15 protein-coding genes and 1 tRNA gene are annotated in these 17,403 nt (G+C 69.0%); 4 read left to right on the top strand and 12 right to left on the bottom strand.

Translation table 11 applies throughout. From position 1 onward, the window contains the following. Nucleotides 1–25 precede the first annotated feature (25 nt). The gene (locus U5K29_03710) at nt 26–811 is read left to right on the top strand and encodes a DUF1295 domain-containing protein (protein ID MDZ7677640.1); all 786 of its coding nucleotides are present in this window, start codon (nt 26–28) and stop codon (nt 809–811) included. A gap of 125 nt (nt 812–936) precedes the next feature. On the opposite strand, the gene U5K29_03705 is transcribed toward U5K29_03710, so the two are convergent. Further along, complete coding sequence (locus U5K29_03705) at nt 937–2,241, bottom strand: hypothetical protein (GenBank protein ID MDZ7677639.1); 1,305 nt, start codon at nt 2,239–2,241, stop codon at nt 937–939. 73 nt (nt 2,242–2,314) lie between these two features. After that, nucleotides 2,315–3,544 (bottom strand): cytochrome P450, encoded by a 1,230-nt coding sequence (locus tag U5K29_03700; protein ID MDZ7677638.1) that lies wholly within the window; start codon nt 3,542–3,544, stop codon nt 2,315–2,317. 97 nt (nt 3,545–3,641) lie between these two features. On the opposite strand from U5K29_03700, the gene U5K29_03695 reads away from it, so the two are divergent. Next, complete coding sequence (locus U5K29_03695; protein MDZ7677637.1) at nt 3,642–4,415, top strand: inositol monophosphatase family protein; 774 nt, start codon at nt 3,642–3,644, stop codon at nt 4,413–4,415. 35 nt (nt 4,416–4,450) lie between these two features. Here the strand turns inward: U5K29_03695 and aztA are convergent, their stop codons facing one another. Continuing rightward, nucleotides 4,451–5,284: a zinc ABC transporter ATP-binding protein AztA gene (gene aztA, locus U5K29_03690; protein ID MDZ7677636.1), complete on the bottom strand. Its 834-nt coding sequence runs from the start codon at nt 5,282–5,284 to the stop codon at nt 4,451–4,453. A gap of 86 nt (nt 5,285–5,370) precedes the next feature. On the opposite strand from aztA, the gene U5K29_03685 reads away from it, so the two are divergent. Both U5K29_03685 and U5K29_03680 read left to right on the top strand, forming a co-directional pair. Continuing rightward, entirely contained in the window at nt 5,371–7,797 is a 2,427-nt protein-coding gene (locus tag U5K29_03685; protein MDZ7677635.1) for an HAD-IC family P-type ATPase, read from the top strand. A 49-nt stretch (nt 7,798–7,846) separates the two neighbouring features. Continuing rightward, nucleotides 7,847–8,569, top strand: a complete 723-nt coding sequence (locus tag U5K29_03680) for a maleylpyruvate isomerase family mycothiol-dependent enzyme (GenBank protein MDZ7677634.1) — start codon at nt 7,847–7,849, stop codon at nt 8,567–8,569. A 53-nt stretch (nt 8,570–8,622) separates the two neighbouring features. Here the strand turns inward: U5K29_03680 and U5K29_03675 are convergent, their stop codons facing one another. The 9 genes from U5K29_03675 to U5K29_03635 form a co-directional block, all read right to left on the bottom strand. Next, entirely contained in the window at nt 8,623–9,504 is an 882-nt protein-coding gene (locus tag U5K29_03675) for a FliA/WhiG family RNA polymerase sigma factor (GenBank protein ID MDZ7677633.1), read from the bottom strand. A gap of 243 nt (nt 9,505–9,747) precedes the next feature. After that, on the bottom strand, nt 9,748–10,725 hold the full coding sequence (locus U5K29_03670) for a Gfo/Idh/MocA family oxidoreductase (protein ID MDZ7677632.1): 978 nt from the start codon (nt 10,723–10,725) through the stop codon (nt 9,748–9,750). A 22-nt stretch (nt 10,726–10,747) separates the two neighbouring features. Continuing rightward, nucleotides 10,748–10,885 carry a hypothetical protein gene (locus tag U5K29_03665; protein ID MDZ7677631.1) on the bottom strand — a complete coding sequence of 46 codons (138 nt, stop codon included), beginning with the start codon at nt 10,883–10,885 and terminating at the stop codon, nt 10,748–10,750. Between the two features lie 57 nt (nt 10,886–10,942). Beyond that, nucleotides 10,943–11,016 (bottom strand) — tRNA-Ile (locus U5K29_03660). 63 nt (nt 11,017–11,079) lie between these two features. After that, nucleotides 11,080–11,832 (bottom strand): DUF3566 domain-containing protein, encoded by a 753-nt coding sequence (locus U5K29_03655; protein MDZ7677630.1) that lies wholly within the window; start codon nt 11,830–11,832, stop codon nt 11,080–11,082. Nucleotides 11,833–11,841: 9 nt separating this feature from the next. Continuing rightward, nucleotides 11,842–12,231, bottom strand: a complete 390-nt coding sequence (locus U5K29_03650; GenBank protein MDZ7677629.1) for a pilus assembly protein TadG-related protein — start codon at nt 12,229–12,231, stop codon at nt 11,842–11,844. Nucleotides 12,232–12,341: 110 nt separating this feature from the next. Next, complete coding sequence (gyrA, locus tag U5K29_03645; protein ID MDZ7677628.1) at nt 12,342–14,954, bottom strand: DNA gyrase subunit A; 2,613 nt, start codon at nt 14,952–14,954, stop codon at nt 12,342–12,344. Next, entirely contained in the window at nt 14,954–16,882 is a 1,929-nt protein-coding gene (gene gyrB / locus U5K29_03640; GenBank protein MDZ7677627.1) for a DNA topoisomerase (ATP-hydrolyzing) subunit B, read from the bottom strand. The genes gyrA and gyrB overlap by 1 nt, the downstream gene beginning before the upstream one ends. Before the next feature lie 150 nt (nt 16,883–17,032). After that, nucleotides 17,033–17,359, bottom strand: a complete 327-nt coding sequence (locus U5K29_03635) for a DUF721 domain-containing protein (protein MDZ7677626.1) — start codon at nt 17,357–17,359, stop codon at nt 17,033–17,035. Between the last annotated feature and the right edge of the window lie 44 nt (nt 17,360–17,403).

Raw genomic sequence — 17,403 nt, 5'->3', positions numbered from 1 at the left:
GAGCCGCAGAAGCCATGCTGGGGCCATGACCGGTGCCGGAGATGTCCTGTTCGCAAGTGTGCTGGCGATCGCCGGACTGATGCTGGTGGTGTGGGTGATCTCGGTCGTCGTGGGCGACGCCAGCATCGTCGATCTCATCTGGGGTCTCGGCTTCGTGATCGTGGCGTGGGTGACCGTCGCGGTCGGCGACGGTGACCAGACCCGCGCCCTGCTGATCGCCGGGCTCGTCACCGTGTGGGGGTTGCGCCTGTCGGGCTACCTGTCGTGGCGGAACCTCGGGTCGGGCGAGGACAAGCGATACCAGGCGATGCGCCGGAAGTGGGGCGCTCGGTTCGCGCTCGTGAGCCTCGTCACGGTCTTCCTCACCCAGGGCGTGCTCATGTTCGTCGTCTCGTTGCCGGTGCAGCTGTCGGGGACCGCGGCCGAACCGGCGGACCTGGGGGTGCTCGCCGCCATCGGGGTCGTGGTCTGGCTGGTCGGCTTCGGCTTCGAGTCCGTGGGCGATTCCCAGCTGGCGCGGTTCAAGGCCGATCCGGCCAACCAGGGCGAGGTCATGGACCGGGGGCTGTGGCGCTACACCCGGCACCCGAACTACTTCGGCGACTTCTGCGTGTGGTGGGGCATCTTCCTGGTGGCGGCCGAGACCGGCCCCGGCCGGTGGGGTGTCGTCGGCCCACTCGTGATGTCGGCGCTGCTGATGAAGTACTCGGGCGTCGGGGTGCTCGAGAAGTCGATCGGCAAGCGTCGCCCCGGCTACGAGGAGTACGCCCAGCGGACCTCGACGTTCTTCCCGATGCCGCCTCGCTCGTGATGCAGTCGAGATCCGCGACGCCCGCACGGGCGCGAGCCGGGGCGCCCGGCGGGGCCGGGTCGCTCCGTGCGGTCGAGGGGTCCGTGCGGTCGAGGCGGCGCGCTGAGGGGACGAGGGGACCCTTGTCAGTGCTCGGCCGCAGCCTGGCCGGTGTCACGGTGGTGGTCCTCCCCACGTGCTCGTGGCGGGGGACTGTTGTTGGGGTGGCGGGGGTCGTCGGGTGGGACGAAGGGGCGAATGCCCTTGCCGTGCACCAGGCGCCAGCCCTTGGTGGTCTTGAGGTGGTGGTGGTGGGCGCAGAGCCACTCCATCCAGCCCAACAGGGTGACCTGGGTTGGTGACCAGTCGATGCGGTGGTCTCGTTCGAGTCCGATCGTGCGATCGCACCCTTGGGCCCGGCACCGCGGATCGAGCCACTCCATCGCGGTCTGCTGATGGGCCGTGGGATCGCGCCCGAGATGGGCGACGGTGGCGACGTCGACGCCGTTGGTGACCACCGCTGCCAGGATCGGGTTGCCGGAGGCGACCATGTCACGCACCGCGGTGACCGGGACCGGGCCATAGCCGGGGATGTCGCAGGCCTCGCCGTCGGTGGGGTAGCCACGCAGCAGCGCGGCGAGGTCGACCCGCACGATGACCTTCTTGGGGTTGACCGCCGGGCGGAGCGGTTCGAGCACCCCGAGGGGCAGAGTCGGTTCGGTGGCGGGGCCCAGCACCGTCCCACCTGCCGCGGCACGACACATGTCGAGAAACCCATCGGCGTTGTGTTGATCGAAGGTCGGGCGCTCACCGTCGTCTGGCTCTGTGCCCGGCCGGACGAGGCGCTTGGCGAACGCGGCGACGACCGCCCAGGCCTCGGCCACGTCCTCGTTGCTGGATCGGAACCGGATCTCGGCCGAGCCGTCGCGGTTGGTGTGCTTCCAGGCGCCACGCTCAGAGCGGGCGCGACGATGACGTTCGGCCTCGTCGTCGGGTGCTGCAGCGGCCCGGATCCGCGCGCACTCCTCCTCGAGCTGGTTGATCCCCCGAGACCTGGCCAACCGCAACAGACGGCCCTCGGCGCGGCGATCGACCAACGCCGCCGAACACACCGCCGCGGCCTGGCGTACCGAGAGCTCACCACCTCGAAACGCATCGCCGGTGTCGGCCAAGGTGTCGGTGGCCGCAGTGACCTCGAGCGCGGTCTTGGCCACACCCAACCCCACCCCGGCGACCCGGCCCAGGTGATGGGCCTCGCTACGGTCCCCGCACCGGCGGAAGGCATCGGTCTCCCCCACCCGGCGAGTCGCACGACCCGCCAGCGCCCACGCCGCGTTGATGACTCCGACCGTCGCACCCAACAGATCTTCTGCCTGCCGCGCTGACAACGACGAGGGATCGAGCCCCGCCAGCTGCTCTTGCATCTCCTTCACCACGGCCGCATCTGTCATACACTCAAGTATGCGGACAGGCTGTGACACTGAACGGGGTGGGGTTTCGAGGCCCCGGAGCGCAGCCCCTCGATCAACCCGGTCCGAGGTCGATCGGCAGCTCGGCGAGGCCCCGGAGATTGATGCGACCGTTCCACACCGTCGGGGTGTCGACGAGCTCGGCATCGGGGAACCGGCGCACGAAGGTGCCGATGGCGACCTGCCCCTCGAGACGAGCGAGCGAGGCCCCGAGGCAGTAGTGCACCCCGCTCCCGAACGACACGTGCTGCCCGGCGTTGGGGCGGGTGAGGTCGAGCTGGTCGGCGTCGGGTCCGAACTTGGCGGGATCGCGGTTGGCCGCAGCGAGCATGCAGGCCATGAACGAGCCCGCTTCGATGCGGCGACCGTCGATCTCCATGTCGGCCATCGCGATCCGACGCGACAACTGGACCGGGGGATCGAAGCGCAGCAGCTCCTCGATGCCGTCCATGATCAGCTCGGGGTCGGCGGCGACACGGTCCCACTGGTCACGATGCCGGAGCAGCGCCCGGGTACCGTTGCCGATCAGGTTCACGGTGGTCTCGTGCCCGGCGATGAAGAGCAGCGACACCTGGGCGGCCAGCTCGGCGGGGGTGAGCCGGTCACCCTCGTCCTCGGCGCGGATGAGGTCGGTGAGCATGTCGTCAGCGGGGTGCTCGCGCTTCCAGGCGATGACCTCGTCGAGGTACCGGTCCATCTGCTCGGCAGCGTCGCCGGCAGCCCGGACCTCCTCGTCGGAGATCACCGGGTCGATCATCTTGACCATGGCGTTGGACCAGTCCCGGATCGTCACCATGTCGGCCTCGGGCATCCCGAGCATCTCCGAGATGACCCGGAACGGCAAGGGGAACGCGAGGTCGGCGATGAGGTCGATGCGACCAACCGGCGCGACGCGGTCGAGCGCCTCGTCGACCAGCTGCTGCACCCGGGGACGCAGCCCTTCGATCGCCCGGGGGGTGAACGCCTTGGAGACCAGTCGACGGAGGCGGTCGTGGTCCGGCGGGTCGAGACCCAGCATCGATCGCTCGTCGCGCACCAGGTCCCGATCGCGGGCGAGTTCGGCAACCTGGGCGGCGCGGGCGCTGTAGCCGATGTTGCGGTCGTCGACGCTCAGCGCCGGATCGCGGAGGACCCTGAACACGTCGTCGTACCGGAACAGCATCCAGTTCCCGTCGGGGGTCCGATGCACCGGATCGAGCTCGCGCAGACGGGCGAACTGGGCGTAGGGGTCGTCGAAGTAGCCCGGTTCGAACGGGTTGTACATCAGCTGCTCAGCGTCGGTCATCGGTCCCCCTCGGATCGCACGACGACCCCAGTCTCGCCGGGCGCCGGCCGGGTGCCAAGATGCTGCGATGAGCATCACCCCCGTAGACCCTGACCCGGTGGACCCTGCCGTCATGCACGCCGCCGTCGAGATCGCCCGCGAAGCCGGTGAGCTCACCCTCGAGCACTTCCGGTCGGGCGACCTCAGCGTCGACAGCAAGGCCGACGGCACACCGGTCACCGTTGCCGACCAGGCGGCCGAACGTCTCATCCGCGAACGGCTCGGAGCCCGGTTCCCAGACGACACCGTGCTCGGAGAGGAAGAGCCCGACCAGCACGGCACCAGCGCACGGCGATGGATCATCGATCCGATCGACGGCACCAAGGCCTTCACCCACGGGGTACCGCTGTACACCAACCTCTTGGCCCTCGAGGACGAGCACGGCTCAGCGGTCGGAGTCATCAACGTCCCGGCACTGGGTGAGACGGTGTGGGCCGGACGCGGCCTCGGCTGCTTCTGCAACGGTGAGCCGGCCCGGGTGTCCTCCACCACCGAGCCCTCCGGCGCGTGGGCGACCACCAGCGGGTTCGACTCGTGGTCCCCCGAGCTCTTCGCCCGGTTGAAGCACTCCGGCATGCATCTGCGCACGTGGGGCGACGGCTACGGCTACGTGCTGGTCGCCACCGGTCGCATCGATGCCATGATCGACCCCGCCGCGGCACTGTGGGATGTCGCTCCCATGCCGGTGATCATGTCCGAGGCCGGTGGCCGGTTCAGCGCGACCACCGGCGACCCGAGCCCCGACGCCGGGAGCGGCTTGGGCACCAACGGCGTGCTCCACGACCATCTCCTCGACCTCTTCGCTGAGCGACCCTCCTCCGACGACGTCTGACGACCCTCGGCCGGCCACGCCACCTCGGCCAAGGTTCAGTGCTGGTGGCCGGGATGGGGGTGCACCGGCGCATCGTCCTCGTGATGATGTGGCGCGTCGTCGAGCATCAACACGTTGCCTTCGAGCCGGATCAGCCGCTGGCGGTAGGCCTCGGCCAGATGGTCGGAGGTCAGGACCTCGGAGGGGGGTCCAGCAGCGACGATGCGGCCCGAGAGGAGCATGACCCGATCGGCGTGCGCGGCCTCACCCAGGTCGTGGGTGGTCATGACCACCGTCCGCCCGTCGTCGCGCTCCTCGCCCATCACCTCGAGGATCCTGCGCTGGGAGACCAGATCGAGGCCGGTGACCGGCTCGTCGAGCAACAACACCGGAGCCTCCTGCGCCAGACCCTGGGCGACGAGCACCCGCTGGCGCTGACCACCCGAGAGCTCACGCAGCTGACGTGAACCCAGGTCGGCCACCCCGAGCCGCTCCATCGACTGCTCGACGACACGACGATCCTGGGCGCGGAGCGGCCGGAGGGGCCCACGATGCGCGTAGCGGGCCATGTTCACCGCTTCGCGGACGGTGATCGGAAGGTGTTCGTGCACCCTCGTCGTCTGCATCACGTAGGCCACACGAGAGCTGCCGCTGTCGGCGGAACGACCACACACCTCGATGTGCCCCCGCACCGGCCGCAACAGGCCGGCGATGGCGTGCAGCAACGTCGACTTCCCCGACCCGTTCGGCCCGATGATCGAGGTGATCGACCTCCGCGCCAGCTCGAAGCTCGCCGAGGCCAGAGCCAGGTGGGTCCCGTGGGCCAGATCGATCCCGGAGGCGACGACCACCGCCGCGGCGTCGGTCTCGTCCTCGCATGGTGCGGTCACGAGTCCCACGCTACCTGCGAACGAGATCGACTCTCAGTTCTGGGAGCACCCCGAGCACCGTCGGGCGGTGTAGCGTCGGCGGGGCGATGAGCACCAACGCCCCGCCGATGACCGGTCTCACCCAGGCCGAGGTCGACGAGCGGACGCGAACCGGTCGGGTCAACACGGTGCCCGATGCTCCCAGTCGCACGCTCGGCGAGATCGTGCGGGCGAACGTCCTCACACCCGTGAACGCCATCATCGGCGTGATGTTCGTGATGATCATGATCGCGGCACCGGGTCCCGACGCCCTCTTCGCCGGGGTGGTGGTGAGCAACAGCACCATCGGCATCATCCAGGAGCTGCGCGCCAAGCGCGCCCTCGACCGGCTCGCCGTCTTGAACGCCCCCAAGGCACGCGTGGTGCGCGACAGCCAGGTCAGCGAGATCGGCATCTCGGCGGTTGTTGCTGACGAGGTCCTCGAACTGCAACCGGGCGACCAGATCATCGTCGACGGTGAAGTGCTGGTCAGCCACGGTCTCGAGTCGAACGAATCGCTGCTCACCGGCGAGTCCGACCCGATCCTCAAGGAGCCAGGCAGCCAGGTGATGTCGGGCAGCTTCGTCGCCGCCGGATCGGGGTACTACCGGGCAACCCGGATCGGTGGCGAGTCCTATGCCACGGCCCTCGCCGAGGAGGCCCGCCGGTTCAAGCTGGCCAACTCCGAGCTCCGCCGCGGCATCAACCTCATCCTGCGGTGGCTCACCTTCATCATCCCGCCCGTCTCGCTGATCCTCCTGCTCTCGCTGCTGTCTGCCGAGGACCGGTGGCAGGACGCGTTGCGGGGAACCGTCGCCGCCGCCGTGGCGATGGTGCCCGACGGACTGGTGCTGCTCACCAGCATCGCGTTCATCGTCGGCATCCTGAGCCTCGCCCGCAAGAAGGCCCTGGCCAAGGAGCTGGCGTCGGTCGAGCTGCTGGCCAGGGTCGACGTGTTGTGCCTCGACAAGACCGGCACCATCACCACCGGCGAGATCAGCTTCACCGACCTGGTCGTGCTGGCTCCCTCCAACGGCGACGGCAGCGACCTCTCGACGATCCGCGACGCCCTGGGGGCGGTCGCCGGTTCCGACCCCAACCCCAACGCCACGCTCGCTGCGATCACCCGGACGATCCCGGTTCCCGACGGCTGGGAGTCCGAGGTCGTCGTCCCCTTCTCGTCGGCCCGCAAGTGGGCGGCAACCGAGTTCGCCGAGCGGGGCACCTGGATCCTCGGGGCCCCCGACGTGATCGTCGATCGCTGCCACGACGACAAGGTCGTCGCACAAGTCCGGGACCAGGTCGACCACCACGCGGATGCCGGGCGACGCCTCGTGCTGCTGGCGCACAGCGACGCCCCGCTCCACGACGACCTCCCCGGCAGCGACGACCTCCCCGGCAGCATCGTCCCGGCCGCGCTGGTCCTGCTCGAGGACCAGATCCGTCCCGATGTCGGTGAGATCCTCGGCTACTTCGCGGCCCAGGACATCACCCTCAAGGTCATCTCCGGCGATCACCCCGCAACCGTGGCCGCGGTGTCCCAGCGCGCCGGGATCCCCGACGCGGTCGAGGCGATGGATGCACGCGACCTTCCCGAGGACCCCGACGAGCTGGGCGAGATGCTCGACCGCAACACCGTGTTCGGCCGGGTCACCCCCCACCAGAAGCGGGCAATGGTCGGAGCCCTGCAGCGCCGCGGGCACGTGGTCGCCATGACCGGCGACGGCGTGAACGACGTGCTCGCCCTCAAAGACGCCGACATGGGGATCGCCATGGGTGCGGGATCCACCTCCACCCGCGCGGTCGCCCAGCTCGTGCTGCTCGACAACGCCTTCGCCACCCTGCCCGTCGTGCTCGCCGAGGGGCGACGAGTGATCAACAACATCGAGCGGGTGGCCAACCTCTTCGTCGCCAAGGCCGCCTACGCCGTGCTCCTCGCCGCGCTGACCGGGTTGCTCTCGGTCCCGTTCCCCTTCCTGCCCCGCCACCTCACCCTGGTCGGCACCTTCAGCATCGGGGTCCCCGGCTTCTTTCTCGCCCTCGAGCCCAACTGGCGTCGGTCCCAGACGGGCTTCGTCTCCCGGGTGGTCCGCTTCGCGATCCCATCGGGGGTGGTGGCGGGGCTGGCGACCTTCGCCGTCTACGAGCTCACTCGTGGCGCCGCCGGCGTCGAGCTCGACGAGGCACGCACCCTCACGGTGTGCGCCCTGTTGGCGATGGGCCTCTACATCTTGTCGATGCTCACTCGTCCGCTGAACGCGTTCCGGATCGCGCTCCTCGCGGGCATGGGGGCGGGCTATCTGATCGCGCTGCTCTGGGCACCGGTGCAGGAGTTCTTCGCCCTGTTCCTGCCACCCGCCGGGCACTGGTGGCCCGCGGCGGCGATCGTGGCCGTCGGCATCGGGGTCCTCGAAGCCGGGCCTCGTCTGATCCCCTGGTGGACCTCACCGGCGATGTTCCGCACCGCCACCGACGGCAACCCTGCCGATCGATAGGCGCGGACGTTCCGTCACCCGGGGATCCCGACCTGCGAAACTATCCGGCGTGGAGCACGACGAGCTGATCGACCACCTCCGACGCGAGGGTGAGGTCCTGGGGGAGGTACCTCTCTCCGACGTCGACGTGCCCACCTGCCCCGGCTGGACGCTGCCCGACCTCGTCGCCCACGTGGCCAGGGTCCACCGCTGGCAGGAAGCGCAGCTGCGGGCGCCGTCAGCCGATGCGCTCCAGCAGGTCGAACGGGCTGACCCACCCCCCATCGACCAGCTCGACGACTGGTACCACACGGGCCTCGCCTCGCTGGTCGCAACCCTCGAGTCCACCGACCCCGACCATCTCACCGCCACCTGGTTCGGGCCGCGTCCCGCCCGGTTCTGGGCGCGCCGAGCGGCCCACGAGACCGCGATCCACCGTTGGGATGCCCAAGCTGCGGTCGACAGCCCCTCCGACCTCGATCCTGACCAGGCCATCGACGCCCTCGACGAGCTGCTCGAGGTCATCGCGCCGCGCCGGTTCAGCAACGACGACTGGTCCGGACCCGAGGCGTCGATCCACCTGCACGCCACCGACGTGGCCGGCGAGTGGCTCATCCGGATGGGCCCCGCCGGGATCAGCGTCACCCACGTTCACGAGAAGGGCGACGTCGCAGCACGAGGATCAGCAAGCAACCTGATGCTCATGATGGCGGGTCGAGTGCCTCCGGCCCGCCTCGAGCTCTTCGGCGATGGCGCCATGATCGACCGCTGGCACCGCATGGTACGGGTCTGACCGACCCCACCCCGACCCGGCCGGCCGAGGTGTCTTGTCGGGGCCGACCCGGGTCAGTTCCAGTGGGTCCCGACCGGCACCGCGGGCTCGGGTTCGATGTCGTAGGCGTCGACCATGTCGATGCGGTCCCGCCACGGGCTGGCGGTCGAGATGGCCTGGGCATACCCGGCCTTGCGGCGGGCCACCCTGCCGGTCACGGCGACATCGTCGGGTGCCTCGTTGCTGTATTGCGACTCGATGCCCTCGCGCAACATGTCGAGCGCCTCGGACCGCAGCTGCGAGATTCGCGATTCGGTCACCCCGAGGAACCGGGCCAGTTCCTGGGAGCTCTTGCCTTCGAGGAAGTAGCCCACGACCACGAGGCGCTGGCGTTCGGGCAACAGCTCGACGGCGTCACGGAGGTAGCCGAGCAGCTCACGGGTCTCCATCTCCTCGAGCGGCTCGATGCTGTTGGGGTCGCTCAAGACGTCGACCAGTGTCAGATCCTCGTCGGTGTCGTCGGTGACCTCGTGTTCGAGGGCCAGCACGACCGAGCGGAACATCCGGTCCTGCAAGCGGTCGAGCTCGGCCTTGGTGACACCCAGCTCCTCGGCCATCTCGGCGGCGTTGGGCACGCGCCCGAGCTGGCTGGCCAGCCGCTGCTCGACCGTCTCGAGCCGGCGGGCGAGGGTCCGCACCGAGCGCGGGGCCCAGTCGGCCGCCCGGACCGCGTCGAGGATGGCTCCGCGGATCCGCTGAGCGGCGAAGCGTTCGAACGGCACACCCCGGTCGTCGTCATAGCGACGGGCAGCTTCGACCAGTCCGAGGGCACCGGCCCGAGCCAGATCCTCGCGATCGACGTGTCGAGGGAAGTGCACTGCGACCTGAAAGACGATGTGCTTCACGAGCGGAAGGTGCTGCTCGATTCGCTGTGAGAGTTCTTGGGAGTCACCCATCGTGTATCGCCCTTCTCGTTCCGGTCAGCCGTGCACAACGTGGCCATGTGACTGAGGTCTCTCACCTAACTCCCTACGGGTGCCCTCCCACAAGGGCCGAACGAACTAGTTTTCGCCGCGCAGCGCCGGTTTTGGCCACCGTGAGCGCGATCTCGGTGCTCGAATGGTGCAGCGTGCTGCACAACCGGATCGGATCCGCGAGTCACCGGGGCCCACCCGGCAGCAGCGGTGCAGCTCGTCCGATCAGCTGGTGAGGCCCTCGAAGACCGCGGCGCGCACACCTCGGTGCGCCAGCTGGGAGAGGAACGGGACCGGTTCGATGAGCTCGGCGAGACCCGCCGCGCCGGGACGGACCATCGCACCGTCGAGAATCGAGGTCACCGTCACCGCCGCCACGGTTCCCGCCGCCACCGCCGGACGGTCCATCGCACCGAGGACCTTCACGTGCCGCTGGTCGTCGCGCCAGCCACGGATCTCGACCCGCAGGGCGCCGGGCCCACCTTCGGGGTGGGGACGGCGCAGCATCGGGAGCCGCGCGGTCAGCCGGTCGCGGCGCGTGGCCGCCATGCGGGCGGTGACCCTCGACACACCGGCGAAGGCGGGCGCCAGCAGGAGCGACTCGGGACGGGCCGCCCGATAGCAGTCCTTGCCGCCGATCGGGTCGGGGAACCAGCACAGCTCGCGTCCGGATCCGCCGCGGCGACGCACCCATCCGCCCTCGCGCCAGTCGATCGCCCAATCGCCGAGGGCACGGTGGTGCTGTCGGGCACACGCTGGACCTCCGGTACCCGACATGGCAACGTGCACCTCGTCGATCCCCGAGAAGTCGACCGCGGCATGACGAGCCAGCACACAGCTCAGTCCGGGGGAGAAGCCGGCACCGACCACCACCGAGCATCCACGCTCGCGGGCCTCGGCATCGAGGTCGAGCAGTCCGGTCACGTCGTCGATCGAGTCCGACACCGACACCACCGAGACGTCGCGAGCCAGCAGCTCGCGGGCCAGTTCGGTGTGGGTCCCCGCGCGGGTGGCGAGCACGACGACATCGGCGTCAGGTGGCGCGGCATAGGGCGGAAGCTCGGCGACCACTGAGGATCCGAGCGCTCGTGCGGTGGCCTCGACCCGGTCGGCGACGCGGTCACGGAGTCGTACCGTGGCGATCCCGTCGGAGGCGACGAGCTGGCGAGCAGCTCGCGACCCGACGGCGCCGAGGCCGATCACGGCGACAGTGTGGCCGGCCACGTCAGCGGAGGTCCGGGCCGGTGAGCTCGCGCCATCCGCCGTCGCGGACCGGGGTTCCACCGGTGCCTCGAAGGCGCAGGACGGCGGCGATGAGCCCAGCGACGCCCAGCGCCACCAGTGCCCGGCGGATCATGGTCACCACGGGTGTGTGCCTCCGGTTGGGTCAACTGGGCCCCGGGAGAGCCGGGACGGTGCGTGGGGCTAGCTGGAATCGAACCAGCGACCTCACCCTTATCAGGGGTGCGCTCTAACCGACTGAGCTATAGCCCCGCCAAACCGGCCACGGTAGTCGCTCCGGTCGCCGCGGAGCCACCTGGAACGGGCGCTGCGATCTCAGCGGTGCGTGGCCGACGGCTGCTCGTGGCGGGGCAGGACCCGGCGTGCAGACTCCTCCTCGACGACGGTGAACCGGATGCCGCCGGTGAGGTCGGCGATGAGGTTGAACACCACGGCGAGGATGGCGGTGACCGCGGTGGTGACGAAGGCCCCGATGAGACCACCCAACGCGAAGATCTGGAACAGCTGGTCGCCGTTGAACCGAAACTCCTCGAACGCCAGGAACTCGGCGATGAAGCTCTCGAGGCTGGCCACGGTGCCCGAACCGACCGCGACACCCCACAACAGCACCACCGCCACCATGGCCATCACCCACACACAGAGGTAAAAGAGCAGCGACACCTTCAGCACCGACCACGGGTCGATGCGTCGCACGATGCGATGCACCTTGCGGGCACGGACCTGACCCCGGGGTCGGACGAGACGCTGCAGCGGGGTCAAGGTGCTCGATCCCGTGCCGGCTCCGTCGTGATCTGCGGGGGTCACCTGCGGCTGGTCGCCCTGGCTCGATGCAGCGTCGGCGTCGGTAGGGGTCGACCACTCGGCATCGTCGGGCGCGACGGCGGGAACAGTGGCCGAGCCACGACCAGACGGGCTCGCGTCGCCAGGAGCAGTGCTGGTGCTGGTCGCACCGCCCGAGCTGGTGGCGTCCAGGTCGACCTCGGGTTCGTCTCCGGCGCCCGATCGCGCCCCGCCCGTGGAGCCGGTGCCGCGGCGTTCGCGTGCCCCAACTCGAGTCTGGTCTGCCATGGCACCAGCCTACGGGATCGCGCTCGTCGGCGAGCGCGCGGGACCAGCTGGGTGGGTGCCATCGGGACCGAGCATTCGGTGCCGGGTCGCCTCCGCACGGGCCCGAGCGGTGACCCGCCCGACCCGGACCTCGACCTCGACCTGATCGCCGTTGCGCAGAATCGACACCAGTTCGGCACCATTGGCCCGGGCCATCTCGGCCGCGGCCTCGTCGGTGTCGACAGCGGCGACCAACGCGGCGGCATCGGCGGCGGTGCGAGCCACCGTGCGGTCGGCCAGCACCCCACCGACCGCCACGATCAACGCTCCGACACCGGCGACCAGCATGATCGTGATCGCGATCAGTGGCGTGACCTGAGCCTGGTCACCGCTGGCGTAGCGACCCCTCCGTCGCCTCATCGTTGGGACTCCTCGTCGTGGTCGTGAACTGGCGAGGGGGAAGCGGCAGGGGATGTGGAGGCCAGGCTAGAGGACCGGCCCGACGCGAACCAGGGCTGGCGAACCAGGGCTCACGACGATGTCGGCTCGTCGCTCCCCGCGGCAGCGAGGGACTCCACCGGCTCGTCGGGGGGCACATCGGGATCGACATCGGCGGCGGTGATGGGTGCCACCGAGGCGACCCGCGCCCCCGCCTCGACGTTCATGACCCGCACGCCGGACGCGGAGCGACCCTGGAGCGAGATCCCGCCGACGATGGTGCGGATGAGGATGCCGTCGGAGCTGACGACCACCATCTGGTCGTCGTCGCCGGCGATGAAGGCGGCCACCACGTGGCCACGCTGCTCGGGAAGGCTGATCCCCCGCACACCCTGGGTGCCACGACCCTTGCGTGGGTACTGGTCGGGGGCGGTGCGCTTGCCGTACCCGGCGTCGGTGACGATCACGTAGTTGGCGTCGTCGCTGACGGCGCTGGCGGCCACCAGCTCGTCGCCGTCACGGAGGCGCATGCCCCTCACCCCGGCCGCGGTTCGCCCCATGGGCCGAACCTGTGACTCGGCGAAGCGAATCGTCTGGCCGAGCTTGGAGGTCATGATGATGTCCCCCTCACCATTGGTGGGGAACGCCGCCACCAGCTCGTCGCCATCACGGAGGCCCAGCGCGATGATGCCGGCCCGCAGCGACGAGTCGTAGTCGGCGAAGCGCGTCTTCTTCACCTGGCCCAGACGGGTGGCGAAGAACAGGAACCGGTTGGTCTCGTAGTCGCGGGTGTCGATGAGGGCCTGGATGTACTCGTCGGGCTGGAGCGGCAACAGGTTCACCAGCGCGGTGCCGCGTGCGGTGCGCTCCATCATCGGGATCTCGTGGGCCTTGAGGCGATAGACCCGTCCCCGATTCGAGAAGAACAGCAGGTAGGAGTGGGCCGTGGTGTGCAGGACGTGGCTGACGAAGTCGTCGTCTTTGAGCTTGGTGCCGGCCACTCCCCTGCCGCCCCGGCCCTGGGTTCGGAAGGCGTCGATCGACACGGTCTTGATGTAGCCCGCCTCGGTCAGGGTGACCACGATGTCGTCGTCGTCGATCAGATCTTCGATGTCGAGGTCACCGGGGTCGAACGCCAACTCGGACCGGCGCTCGGTCGCGTAGGTGTCGCGGATCTCGGCGAGCTCCTCGCGGATGACCGCTCGCAACTTGGCATCGTCGCCGAGGATGGTCTCGAGCTCGGTGATGGTCTCGCGCAGCTTCGCGAGCTCTTCGTCCAGCTCGGTTCGACCCAGGCGGGTGAGGCGCCCCAGGGTCATGTCGAGGATGTGGTTGGCCTGGATCTCGGTGAACTCGAACGGTTCGGCCATGAGTGCCTCGCGGGCAGCAGGCCGGTCTTCGGAGCCCCGGATGGTGGCGATGATCTGGTCGATCAGGTCGAGCGCCTTGATGAGGCCTTCGACGATGTGGGCTCGGTCGCGGGCCTTGCCCAACCGGAACTCGGATCGCCGGGTGACGACCTCGACCTGGTGGTCGACATAGGCGACCAGGGCGTCGCGCAGGTTGAGGGTGCGGGGCACACCGTCGACGAGGGCCACCATGTTGAACCCCAAGCTGGTCTGCAGGGGCGTGTGCTTGTAGAGGTTGTTGAGCACCACGTGGGCGGTGGCGTCGCGCTTGAGCTGAAAGACCAACCGGGTGACACCCTTGGCCGATTCGTTCACGATCGCCCTGATGCCCTCGAGCTCGCGACGCTCCACCATCTCGGCGGCCTTGGCCTCGATCGCCTCGACCGAGGTCTGATACGGAATGGCGGTGACCACGATGCGGGCACCACCCGACGACTCCTCGTCGATCTCGGCGACCGCGCGCAGCTTCACCGACCCGCGGCCGGTGCGGTAGGCGTCGACGCTGCCGGCCCGCCCGAGCAGCAGACAGCCCGTGGGGAAGTCGGGACCCTTGACGAAATCCATCAGCTCGTCGACGGTGGCATCGGGGTTGGCCAGCAGGTGTTGGGTGGCGTCGATGACCTCGCCCAGGTTGTGGGGCGGGATGTTGGTGGCCATACCCACCGCGATGCCCTGTCCGCCGTTGACCAACAGGTTGGGAAAGCGCGAGGGCAAGACGACGGGTTCTTCTTCGTTGCCGTCGAAGTTCGATGCCTTGTCGACGGTGTCCTCGTCGATGCCGGCGAGCATGTGCATCGCGATGCGGCTCAGTCGACACTCGGTGTAGCGCATGGCCGCGGCCTGATCGGAAGGCGAACCGAAGTTGCCGTGCGGATCGATGAGCGGATGGCGGAGGCTGAAGTGCTGTCCGAGACGCACCAGCGCGTCGTAGATGGCCTGGTCGCCGTGAGGGTGGTACTTGCCCATGACGTCGCCCACCACACGCGCGCACTTGACGAACGAGCGGGTGGGCAGCACGTTCTGCTCGTACATCCCCCACAGGATTCGGCGGTGGACCGGCTTCAGCCCGTCGCGTGCGTCGGGCAGCGCACGCGACACCAGCACCGACATCGCGTAGTCGAGGAACGACTGCTCCATCTCGCGCTGGATCTCGATCGGTTCGACCCCACCGGCAGCGATGGCGTCGATCGTCTCGTCGACGCTCAGCCCATCGGTGTCGGGCGCGTCGTCGGGAAGCTCGTCGGGAGCATCGGGGTCCTCGCCGGTGGCGTCGTCGGGAAGCTCGTCGTCAGCCATCAGATGTCGAGGAACCTCACGTCCTTGGCGTTGGTCTGGATGAAGTGCTTGCGCAGCTCGACGTCTTCGCCCATCAGCACCGCGAACACCTCGTCGGCGATGGCGGCCTGGTCGACGCCCACCTGCAGCAGGGTGCGCCCCTCAGGGTCCATGGTGGTGGCCCAGAGCTCGTCGGCATCCATCTCGCCGAGGCCCTTCAGTCGGGCGAAGTCGGCCTTGTGGTTGGGGAACTCGGAGAGGAACAGCGCCTTGGCGGGATCGTCTTTGAGGTAGACCTTCCGCTTCTGGACCTCGGTGCTGTAGAGGGGCGGCTGGGCGATGTAGACATGACCCCGTTCGACCAGCTCGCGCATCTGCCGGAAGAAGAACGTGAGCAAGAGCGTGCGGATGTGGCTGCCGTCGACATCGGCGTCGCAGAGGATCACGATCTTGTGGTACCGGATCTTGGAGATGTCGAACTCCTCGCCCACGCCGGCCCCGATGGCCTGGATGAGCGTGCCGATCTCGGTGTTGCGCAGCATCTTGTCGGGGCGAGCCCGCTCGACGTTGAGGATCTTGCCACGGATGGGGAGGATGGCCATGGTGCGGGGGTCGCGAGCATCCTTGGCCGACCCACCCGCGGAGTTGCCCTCGACGATGTAGAGCTCGGACTCCTCGGGGTTCCGCGACGAGCAGTCGGTGAGCTTGCCGGGCAGTCCGGCGCCGTCGAGCGCCGACTTGCGGCGGGTGGCGGCTTTGGCGGACTGAGCCGCGATGCGGGCACGGGCCGCCTGCACCGCCTTGGTGACCAACGCCTTGGCCTCGTTGGGGTTCTCCTCGAGCCACTCGGCGAGCTTCTCGTTGGTGGCGCGCTCGACGAGCGACCGGATGACGACGTTGCCGAGCTTCGACTTGGTCTGGCCCTCGAACTGCGGGTCCTGCAACCGGACGCTGATGATCGCGGTGAGCCCCTCGCGGATGTCCTCACCCTGGAGGTTCTCGTCCTTGTCCTTCAGGATCCCGCGGGCCTTGGCATAGCGGTTGACGGCATTGGTGAGGGCCTTGCGGAAGCCCTCTTCGTGCATGCCGCCCTCGGTGGTGTTGATCCCGTTGGCGAAGGAGTGCAACCCGTCGGTGTTGTAACCGGTGTTCCACTGGAACGCGACCTCGACCTCGTGGTTCTCCTCGATCCGTTCGTAGTAGCCGACCTTCTCGAACAGCGAGTCCTTGGTGGCGTTGACGTGGGCGACGAAGTCGACGATGCCGCCGTCGTAGCGGTAGACCACCGGCTCGATGTCGGGCGACTCGCGTCGGTCGGTGAAGCGGATCTCGAGACCCTTGTTGAGGAAGGCCATCATCTGGAACCGCTCGAGCAGGGTCTGGGCCCGGAACGAGGTGTCCTCGAAGATGGTGGGATCGGGCCAGAACCGCACGGTGGTGCCGGTCTTGCCACCGGGCGCGTCGCCGATGGGATGCATGGGAGACACGCGTTCGCCGCCGTTGACGAACTCGATGGAGTGTCGGATTCCGTCGCGGTCGATCTCGACCTCGAGGCGGCTGGACAGCGCGTTGACCACCGAGACGCCGACCCCGTGCAGCCCACCGGACACCTTGTAGCCGTCGCCGCCGAACTTGCCGCCGGCGTGCAGCACCGTGAGCACCACCTCGGCGGCGGTCATGTCGGGATACTTGTCGTGGCGGTCGACCGGGATTCCCCGTCCATCGTCTCGGACCTCGCATCCGCCGTCGGGCAACAGCGTGATGTCGATGCGCGAGCAGTGCCCGGCCATGGCCTCGTCGACCGCGTTGTCGACGACCTCGTACACGAGGTGGTGGAGCCCGGTGGGGCCGGTGGAGCCGATGTACATGCCGGGGCGTTTGCGGACCGCTTCCAGACCTTCGAGGACCTGGATGTCCTTCGCCCCGTACGAGTCAGTTTGCTGAGCCAACGAGCGCCTTTCGGGCGGGCGCGCGAAGCACGCCGCGGAGTAGAGGTGAATCCGGGCCTCCGGGTGAAAAACCGCTGGTCAGGCCGGAAAACACGATAGGACCAGCATACCAGCCACGGCCACCATCGGGGCTCATCTCGCCGGTCGTGGTCAGCGGCCGCGAACTCGCACCTCGAGCCGGGTCACGACCCCGTCTCCGAGTTGGTCGTTGAGCTTGGTGACCAGATCGGGTGCCATCCAGCGGAGCTGGCTCGCCCACCCGCCATCGGGCACCGCGACGGTCAAGACACCGTCCTCCAGCGACTCCGGTGAGGTGGCCCCACCGACGGCAGACCCCACGATGTCGGACCAGGATCCGAACAGCGCTCCCAGCGTCGCCGTGGGCGGTGCACCGAGCGAGTGCAGCACCCGGTCGAGCGGCGTCCCCAGGGGCACCGGCGGGTCGCCGTCAGGATCGGGAAGCGGTCGCCATGGCACACAACGATCATCGCACCCCGAGCCACCGGAGGCGGGGTCGGCTG

It is taken from the genome of Acidimicrobiales bacterium (genome assembly GCA_034521975.1).
In the GTDB taxonomy this organism is placed as follows: Bacteria; Actinomycetota; Acidimicrobiia; order Acidimicrobiales; family SKKL01; genus SKKL01.
The sequence above is the reverse complement of the archived record's forward strand: the minus strand, read 5'-3'. Positions and strand labels throughout refer to the sequence as shown.

What these genes read in the sequence shown, in the direction of transcription:
- U5K29_03675 (MDZ7677633.1), bottom strand. Translation starts at nt 9,504, where the DNA reads ATGGGTGACTCCCAAGAACTCTCACAGCGAATCGAGCAGCACCTTCCG.
- U5K29_03685 (MDZ7677635.1), top strand. Translation starts at nt 5,371, where the DNA reads ATGAGCACCAACGCCCCGCCGATGACCGGTCTCACCCAGGCCGAGGTC.
- U5K29_03655 (MDZ7677630.1), bottom strand. Translation starts at nt 11,832, where the DNA reads ATGGCAGACCAGACTCGAGTTGGGGCACGCGAACGCCGCGGCACCGGC.
- U5K29_03650 (MDZ7677629.1), bottom strand. Translation starts at nt 12,231, where the DNA reads ATGAGGCGACGGAGGGGTCGCTACGCCAGCGGTGACCAGGCTCAGGTC.
- U5K29_03705 (MDZ7677639.1), bottom strand. Translation starts at nt 2,241, where the DNA reads ATGACAGATGCGGCCGTGGTGAAGGAGATGCAAGAGCAGCTGGCGGGG.
- U5K29_03710 (MDZ7677640.1), top strand. Translation starts at nt 26, where the DNA reads ATGACCGGTGCCGGAGATGTCCTGTTCGCAAGTGTGCTGGCGATCGCC.
- U5K29_03700 (MDZ7677638.1), bottom strand. Translation starts at nt 3,544, where the DNA reads ATGACCGACGCTGAGCAGCTGATGTACAACCCGTTCGAACCGGGCTAC.
- gyrA (MDZ7677628.1), bottom strand. Translation starts at nt 14,954, where the DNA reads ATGGCTGACGACGAGCTTCCCGACGACGCCACCGGCGAGGACCCCGAT.